Origin of the sequence: Vibrio sp. YT-17 (assembly GCF_033337375.1) — a bacterium.
In the GTDB taxonomy this organism is placed as follows: domain Bacteria; phylum Pseudomonadota; class Gammaproteobacteria; order Enterobacterales; family Vibrionaceae; genus Vibrio; species Vibrio alginolyticus.
The window spans coordinates 20,935-28,594 of record NZ_JAWOQP010000037.1 but is presented as its reverse complement, the minus strand read 5'-3'; the positions used below and the strand labels follow the sequence as shown (position 1 = coordinate 28,594).

Here is a 7,660-nt window from a genome sequence, read left to right as displayed (position 1 = left end):
AGCCACTCATCGCTTATCTTGAGTGCGTCACCTTGAATCGTGACACTAGGAACTTCAAACTGGTTTTCGTATCCATCGCCGCCATCAAGAATATCCACCGTTAATATAGCATCGGGATTCAACCGCTCAGGAGCCTGAGTCTCAGAAGTTGGGTTCTCTCTTTCTTGCACTGCTGGCCTAGTAACATAGCCATTAGAAACGAGTTGCTCAGGTAAAACAGCGCGAATATAGGCAACAAAACTTAACCCACCAGAAGACTCACTAAAATCTCGAACGCTCTGATTAAAAGTGGATTCAATACCGTTTTGAGATGCAATTAAAAGATCATTCGAACTCGATTCATCCTCACTTGTTGTATCTTCATTAAATGCAATATCGAGAATGTCAGTATTAAGAACAACCACCTCTACTTCTGGAACTAATTGTTCGTTGGGCAACATTTGGATCCAAGAACCGTCACTTAAAACCGCCCAAAGAACATTACCGATTTGAATGTAGAGTATTGGCTGCATAATTCGCCCCATATGAAACAACGAACTTTAAGTATGGTCGACGAATATGACTGTTCAAATGAAACTAGAAAAAACATGGCCCTAAATGGCTCTAATGAGATATTGAACCAAAAACATACCTCATGTATGCGAGAAAGAGCCATTGGGGTAAACTACTTCTGGCGTAATCCATCCACTGGAAATTGATTGAAATTCCCCTTGCTACAATCGGGCTCATATCCAAATGGAGCAGGGAAAGGAATCGTATCGCAGCTTGTTGAAACGGAAGATTCAAACTTTACTCTCTTTCCTATCATGATAGGAAATAACCATGTGGCATTATTTCTTAAATCAAACTCCTCTTTAGGGTCATCAATCAAATTGTATATTTCAGGGATCTGTAATGGGCGCCCTTTCTCCGGCATGATATCTTGATCAATAAAGTGCATCTTGTAATTTTCCCACTTATAAGCGTAGGTTTCAGATCCATTGTTAACGATGAAACCATCTCGATTAGACTTTTCACTATCTCCCTTTAAAAAGGCCCACTGATCAATACTATCTATTGTTCTATCGCTTGGTAATTTGTATCCACCGACATGAGAAAGTGAGGCAAATAGATCCACAACATGGATAATTTCATCACTCACTCTGCCCGGTTTGATGTGGTTAGGCCAAGAGGCAATAAATGGTGTTCGGAGAGAGCCTTCAAGAGCCGTAAAGTACGCACCACGCCATGGTCCGCTAGAGCCTTGGTATGGCATATGCCACTCTGGACCGTTGTCAGAAAACCAAATCACTAGTGTATTGTCTTTAATTCCTGCTTTTTCTATTGCACCAATAACTTGCCCAGCTCGAAAATCTATCTCAGCTAACACATCTGAGTAATTTCCTTTGCCTGTTTTACCAATAAAATCAGGATGAGGCAGCGTCGGTAAATGTGGTTGAGTAAAAGTAATTACAGAGAAAAATGGCTTATTCTCTTTCACATTTCGATTTATAAAATCTGTGGCATGTTCAACTAGCTCACTGTCAATCGTTCTACGTGAGTCCAAATTATATTCTTTGACCCCTTTAGGATCCTGCCCTGCTCTAGCTGAAAGGATTTGAGGTTTAGGTAATATAGCTTTATAACCGGGTTGAGAGCTATATTCTGACTCATCCGTCGTATTTGCAATGCCATACCATTCATCAAAGCCTTGATCCGTTGGAAAGCGCCCTTTTTGGTCTCCCAAATGCCATTTCCCGTAAAGGCTCGTGTTATATCCTTGTTCCTTAAACTTCTCTGCAATGGTTATCTCCCAGTTCACCATACCGTAAGGCACTCCCCAAACAACCTTATCTGTCCCAGATCTAAGCGCTCGCCTCCCCGTCATGAATGAGGAGCGAGTTGGCGTGCATTGCGGTTCCACATTAAAATTAGTAAGGCGTACACCTTCTCTAGCAAGTTGATCTAAGTTTTTAGTTTCAACACCTCTGGTACTCCCATAGGAACTTAGTTCCCCCCACCCAAGGTTATCAACCAACATTACCACGACATTTGGTGTCTCTTCCGCAACCACTTCTAACGGGATACATAGAAACAGGATAGTTGCTAGTTTATTTTTCATAGTGTCGCCTTTCATTGAAATTCAATCCTGTAAGTGCGTCTTATCACACTTAAAACACACTAAAGTCTAGTCCATGTTAGTTAACATTTTTGAAAAACAGGGATTACTTGGAAGCAACAAAAAACCTCTACTATATTCAACTGACTACATTGTCTCATTTGGTGTCATCTCACTCGACTTCGCCATGATGAACACAATTAGTAACGTTATATAACGATAATGGATTCATTTATCGCGGAGGATTTTCATGCGAAACTCGATTAAAAAGGTAATGGCATTGGTCGGTACATTAGCTGCGTCCACAGCCTTTGCTGCCGATAAGCCCAACATCCTTGTGTTCTGGGGTGACGATGTAGGTGTATACAACATTAGTGCATATCACAATGGTATGATGGGAGGGGAGACTCCTAACATTGATAAAATCGCCAATGAAGGTGCCATTTTCACAGACGCTTACGCACAACAGAGTTGTACTGCCGGACGAGCCTCATTTATTCTGGGTCAACATCCGTTTCGTACCGGTCTATTGACTATTGGTATGCCCGGCGCAAAAGAGGGTATTCAATCGAAAGATCCTACTATCGCAGAGTTACTTAAAAATCACGGCTATGTGTCTGGTCAGTTTGGTAAAAACCACCTTGGTGATCAAGATGAGCACCTACCAACTAACCATGGGTTTGATGAGTTCTTTGGTAACCTATACCATTTAAACGCGGAAGAAGAGCCTGAGTCTGAGTTTTATCCAAAAGATCCAGAGTTTCGTAAAAAATTCGGACCTCGAGGCGTGTTGAAGGCGACTGCGGATGGCAAAATCGAGGACACAGGTCCCCTTACTCGTAAGCGTATGGAAAACGTAGACCGAGAGTTCATGGATGCTAGCTTGGCCTTTATGGAAAAAGCAGTAAAAGAAGACAAACCATTCTTTATTTGGCATAACTCAACCCGTATGCACGTCTGGACACATTTGAGTGAAGAATATCAAGGGAAGTCTGGTTACGGCTTATACGCCGATGGCATGATGGACCTAGATGATCAAGTAGGTGTCATGCTTGATAAACTTGAAGAGCTAGGCGTAGCAGATAACACCATTGTTGTTTTTAGTACTGATAATGGCGCTGAGAAATTTACCTGGCCAGATGGTGGTACTACACCGTTCAAGGGCGAAAAAGGTACGACTTGGGAAGGCGGATTCCGCGTTCCGATGATGGTACGCTGGCCTGGAAACATTAAACCAGGAACGGTTATCAACGATATCTTTTCACAAGAAGACTGGATGCCAACTCTACTCGCAGCTGTGGGCGAACCTGATGTGAAAGAAAAACTATTGAAGGGTCATAAAGCAGCGGGCAAAACCTTTAAAGCACATTTAGATGGCTACAACCAACTTGATCTGCTGACTGGTAAAGCTGATGAAGGCGCACGCAAAGAAATCTTTTACTTCGATGCTGGTGGTAATTTAAACGCCGTTCGTTATAAAGACTGGAAGATCCACTTCAGTATTATGGAGGGTGCCATTAATGAGGCATACCGCAAAACACCTAGTTGGCCTTTGATTGTAAACCTTCGTATGGATCCATTTGAGGTCGGTCCAGATGCAGCACTTTACGTCAGACATTTTTACGCTGATCAAATGTGGATGTTCGTTCCTGCTCAAGCTATCGTGCGTAAGTTCCTAGAGACATTTAAGGAGTTCCCTGCAACGAAAGGTAGCTCGTTAAGTATTGAAAAAGTGGTAGAAACAATGACACAGCAACCTAGAAACTAGACCCTAGGTATCGAAGCTATTGTGGAATTAACTAAGGCCTCAATTGTGAGGCCTTTTATTTCGTTGCAATTGTTTGGTTGCAGCAAGTTATGGTCAAACAAAGATTATCATTTAGTGCTCTCTTTAAACACTTGATTCCAATCTTGTTTCATATCGACAAATAGCCAACCTTGCTCTTCACCTACTTTAAACGATTTATCTAACTTACCAACATGCGAATCTTTATCATACGCCCATTCACGCTTGTCATCCGTGTGATGGATAATCGCAGAAAATCTTGGACCTGAACCTGCTTTCGTCCACTCTAACATCTGTAAATCACCATCAGAATTACCAAACGCCATTACCGGACGTTTGCCAATGAAGTTTTGAATCGTCACAGGCTTTACTGCTTTGTCATTGACAAAGTCTATTTCCGGCATGCGTTGGATGGTAGGTTTTCCATCAACACTTTGATATTCCGCCTTTAACGTCGTTCCCACGATGTTTTGCGTTGGAATGCCGTATACTTCCGGCGCCCAAACGCGCATAAATTCAATTCCGCCTCCAGAAACGATGTAGGTCTGATAGTCGTTCGCTCTTAAATAGTCGAGCAGTTCGAGCATAGGTTGATAGACCATTTCAGTGTATGGTCTACCCGTTGTTGGATGGACAGCCGTTTTCAACCATTCCTTAACTTCTTGATGAAACTGTTCAGTAGACATTCCAGAATGGGTTGCCATAACAAGCTTCATTACACCTTCGAGTCCTTGTTTACCAATCCCCTCCATGTCACCTTTTAATGCGGAAGCAAAGGGTTCGGTTGTCTTCCAATCAGGATGCTCAGAGGCCATTTCTTTTACTCTATCGATCGCAAAAAACAACTGTAGATAAACAGGCTTTTCTGCCCAAAGTGTTCCATCATTATCAAACGTCGCGATTCGTTGGCTTTCAGGAACATAGGAATCCGAACCTTGGGTCGTTGTTTTCGTAACAAACGCCATAATAGCTTGCTTAGCGTCAGTGTTGTTCCATGACGGAAGTGGATCTTGCATATCAGCAGCAACAGCGTAACTAGACAGAGCAAAACCTGTTGCTAAGACAATCGTCTTTAACTTTATAGCCATCTTAATTCCTTATATTGAGGTGCTAGGTGCGAATCCAATCAAAAGTATAGTTCAATTGAAACAGGCGCATATTGAACTGAAATATGCAACGGCCACCAAAAAGTGACAATGTCACCAATCTAGTCCGCTATTTTATTAAAATAGAAACATGGAATTTAACGATTAGAGTTTAAATTCATTGGCTTCAACTGATGTAGGGGCACTTTTACGTCCCTTTTTCTGATTGAGCTCTTCAATAACATAGTCGGGAGCGACCTTCGTTAGCTCTGTTAAACAGTCATCCGTTTTAGGGTTGCCGTATCTAACATAGATGTCACACACGGCATACAATTGTTCTGGAGCACCGGATATCAAATACGCTTGCTCAAAAGCGTTGACAGACTTCTTCAAGTCTAACTCTTCTTGCAGAACACCATTTAAGTACCAAAAGTAACTGTTCGTCTTTGCCATCGTCGCAGCTTTGTCTATTTCAAACGCCGCTTCTTTCTTTTTGTCTAATCTAACCAAAGCGAGAGATTTAGAATAATGCAGCGAGGCATCTTCTGAATTTAGCTTGATACCCTCGTCAAGCACGTTGATAGCTTTTTGGTCTAGCTGTTGCGCTCGGAAGTTGTCTGCATAGCTTAACCAAACTTGAGGGTTGTTTGGCTCAAGCTTAGTTAACTCTGGGTATATCAGCGCCGCTTTATCCCAATCACGATGCCAACGGTAAACGTCTGCAAGTAATAACTTGGAAACATTATCGTTCTTACTGGACAAGTGTGCTGTCAGCTCTGAAACAGGCCCCTCAAGTGACTGCTGTTGCTCCGAACTCAAATTGGCGTAATCTCGAACGAGGTTAATCGCTGCTGTAATTCGCACCATGGCGGCGTCATCACTCAATAATGGTGAAATCAAACGCCAACGGTGCTCAATCATATATGGCTGTGCTCCCACGATCGCAGCTTCGCGAATACCTGCATCTTCATCCTGCAACCCACGGGCAACTGCAACCAATGCATTTTGGCTTGGATAGTTGGCTAACTCACGTAAAGCATCAATACGTTTTTCTGAAGACAACTTTTTATTTTGCGCATCATAAGACAGCTTTTCGACTCGTTGCGCCGGTGTCATTTGAGCTTCTTGTGGAGTGACAACCGTTGTCGGCGATACCTGGTCTGGGTCTAGCAATGTTGTTTCTTGTGCCACTGCTGTTTGACTCGCAGCAATGCCGATCGAGATCACGAGTAATGATTTAGAGAGCAGCTTAATTTTTTGCATTCAATAACCTATATTCTTTCATTTCCGGGCCTGTAGCAGGCGTAGTGACTATCTTAAAACTTCGTTTCAAACACAGTCTGTGTTTGAGTAGCTTGCTGGCGTAGAATCTGGTCACTGTATTTACCGTGAACCACTGGGTTACCTGTCGCTCGTAAGATGTACGCCATCGACTGATCAACATGGGTAAAAAACTTCTTCCAACCCGCGCAGAGATAATTAAGACCAGGCTCACCTTGCCTAGTACGGATAAAACGGTTTTTGGGACATTCTCCAAAACATGCAAATTGATAATCACATTGAAGGCACTGTTGGGGCAGCGTACGACTTTTAGCAAACCCAAATTTCTGCTGCTCAGAGCTATAAGCGAGCGTATCGAGCTTTTCGTGATGAATGTTTCCAACCTTATATTCTGGGTACACGTAATGATCACACGCAAACACATCACCATTAGGCTCCATTGCTAAGCCCTTCCCGCAGATTTCACCTAACGTACACAGTGGGTTTTTTCTGCCCATCCAGGTTTCGATACTGGCTTCAAAGTACTGCACAAACACGTTGCCGATATCGTGTAAAACCCATTCATTGAAAATCGCGATCAGAAAATTTCCCCATGCTTCATCCGCAACGCAAAAAGGCTCAACAACGGCATCTTTATGACCTGGGATCAACCGTTTATCTCCTTGCTTTAGTTGCTCGTTTGGCTCCCAAGTTTGAGGGGCGGTTGTTCTGAATGTTTTCTGCTCAACTATTGGAATAAACTGCATTTGAGGGGAGCGTACTTCATCTCGCAAGAATCGGTACACTTCAAGTGGGTTACGGCCGGTCAAGTTGTTAACACAAGTGAGCGTAGCAAACTTTACTTCGTGCTTATGTAATAATTCAACCGCATTCATAACTTGCCGGAATGTGCCTCTACCAGCTCGGTTTGTTCGGTAAGCGTTGTGCATCATTTCTGGGCCATCAATGCTTAAACCGACGAGAAAGTTGTTCGCCTTTAAAAACTCACACCATTCATCGTTAAGCAGTGTGCCATTAGTCTGGAGGTCATTGGAGATCGTAATGCCATCGGGACGGTATTTATTCTGTAGCTCAACAATTGTCTTGAAATAATCCAAACCTAGCATTGTCGGCTCACCACCCTGCCAAGAGAAAATAATTTCAGGTGTATTTTGTCCCGCTATATATTGACGGATATAGGTCTCGAGCGTTTCCTCATCCATGACTGGTGAGCAGCCTGGCTTGTACTCAAGTAAATCTTGTTTGCTTAGGTAGTAACAATAGGTGCAATCGATATTGCACACTGCACCGATAGGTTTCGCCATGACATGTAATCGCTTGGATGCTTTTCCATTGAACTGCGGACCTTGAGTTATGTGCATTCATCACCTTCTTAGTTGCTAGCCTGTGCCCAACGGCGCTAAGACTAAT

At 43.0% G+C, this 7,660-nt stretch carries 6 protein-coding genes; 1 reads left to right on the top strand and 5 read right to left on the bottom strand.

Going from position 1 to position 7,660, the window contains the following annotated elements:
- Both R7F67_RS22610 and R7F67_RS22605 read right to left on the bottom strand, forming a co-directional pair.
- Positions 1-512: hypothetical protein (locus tag R7F67_RS22610; protein ID WP_171343225.1), on the bottom strand; the 512-nt coding region annotated here is incomplete at its 3' end.
- A 152-nt stretch (positions 513-664) separates the two neighbouring features.
- Positions 665-2,101, bottom strand: coding sequence for an arylsulfatase (locus tag R7F67_RS22605; RefSeq protein ID WP_225478180.1), 1,437 nt, complete (start codon positions 2,099-2,101; stop codon positions 665-667).
- Between the two features lie 247 nt (positions 2,102-2,348).
- Here R7F67_RS22605 and R7F67_RS22600 point away from each other — a divergent pair, with 247 nt between their 5' ends.
- Positions 2,349-3,866 carry an arylsulfatase gene (locus R7F67_RS22600; protein WP_318057390.1) on the top strand — a complete coding sequence of 506 codons (1,518 nt, stop codon included), beginning with the start codon at positions 2,349-2,351 and terminating at the stop codon, positions 3,864-3,866.
- A 107-nt stretch (positions 3,867-3,973) separates the two neighbouring features.
- On the opposite strand, the gene R7F67_RS22595 is transcribed toward R7F67_RS22600, so the two are convergent.
- From R7F67_RS22595 to R7F67_RS22585, 3 genes are all read right to left on the bottom strand, one after another.
- Positions 3,974-4,972 carry an HAD family hydrolase gene (locus tag R7F67_RS22595; RefSeq protein ID WP_005385672.1) on the bottom strand — a complete coding sequence of 333 codons (999 nt, stop codon included), beginning with the start codon at positions 4,970-4,972 and terminating at the stop codon, positions 3,974-3,976.
- Positions 4,973-5,134: 162 nt separating this feature from the next.
- The gene (locus R7F67_RS22590) at positions 5,135-6,232 is read right to left on the bottom strand and encodes a hypothetical protein (protein WP_065274487.1); all 1,098 of its coding nucleotides are present in this window, start codon (positions 6,230-6,232) and stop codon (positions 5,135-5,137) included.
- 53 nt (positions 6,233-6,285) lie between these two features.
- Positions 6,286-7,611 carry an anaerobic sulfatase maturase gene (locus R7F67_RS22585; protein ID WP_104975283.1) on the bottom strand — a complete coding sequence of 442 codons (1,326 nt, stop codon included), beginning with the start codon at positions 7,609-7,611 and terminating at the stop codon, positions 6,286-6,288.
- Positions 7,612-7,660: the final 49 nt, after the last annotated feature.

What these genes read in the sequence shown, in the direction of transcription:
- R7F67_RS22595 (WP_005385672.1), bottom strand. Translation starts at nt 4,972, where the DNA reads ATGGCTATAAAGTTAAAGACGATTGTCTTAGCAACAGGTTTTGCTCTG.
- R7F67_RS22585 (WP_104975283.1), bottom strand. Translation starts at nt 7,611, where the DNA reads ATGCACATAACTCAAGGTCCGCAGTTCAATGGAAAAGCATCCAAGCGA.
- R7F67_RS22605 (WP_225478180.1), bottom strand. Translation starts at nt 2,101, where the DNA reads ATGAAAAATAAACTAGCAACTATCCTGTTTCTATGTATCCCGTTAGAA.
- R7F67_RS22600 (WP_318057390.1), top strand. Translation starts at nt 2,349, where the DNA reads ATGCGAAACTCGATTAAAAAGGTAATGGCATTGGTCGGTACATTAGCT.
- R7F67_RS22590 (WP_065274487.1), bottom strand. Translation starts at nt 6,232, where the DNA reads ATGCAAAAAATTAAGCTGCTCTCTAAATCATTACTCGTGATCTCGATC.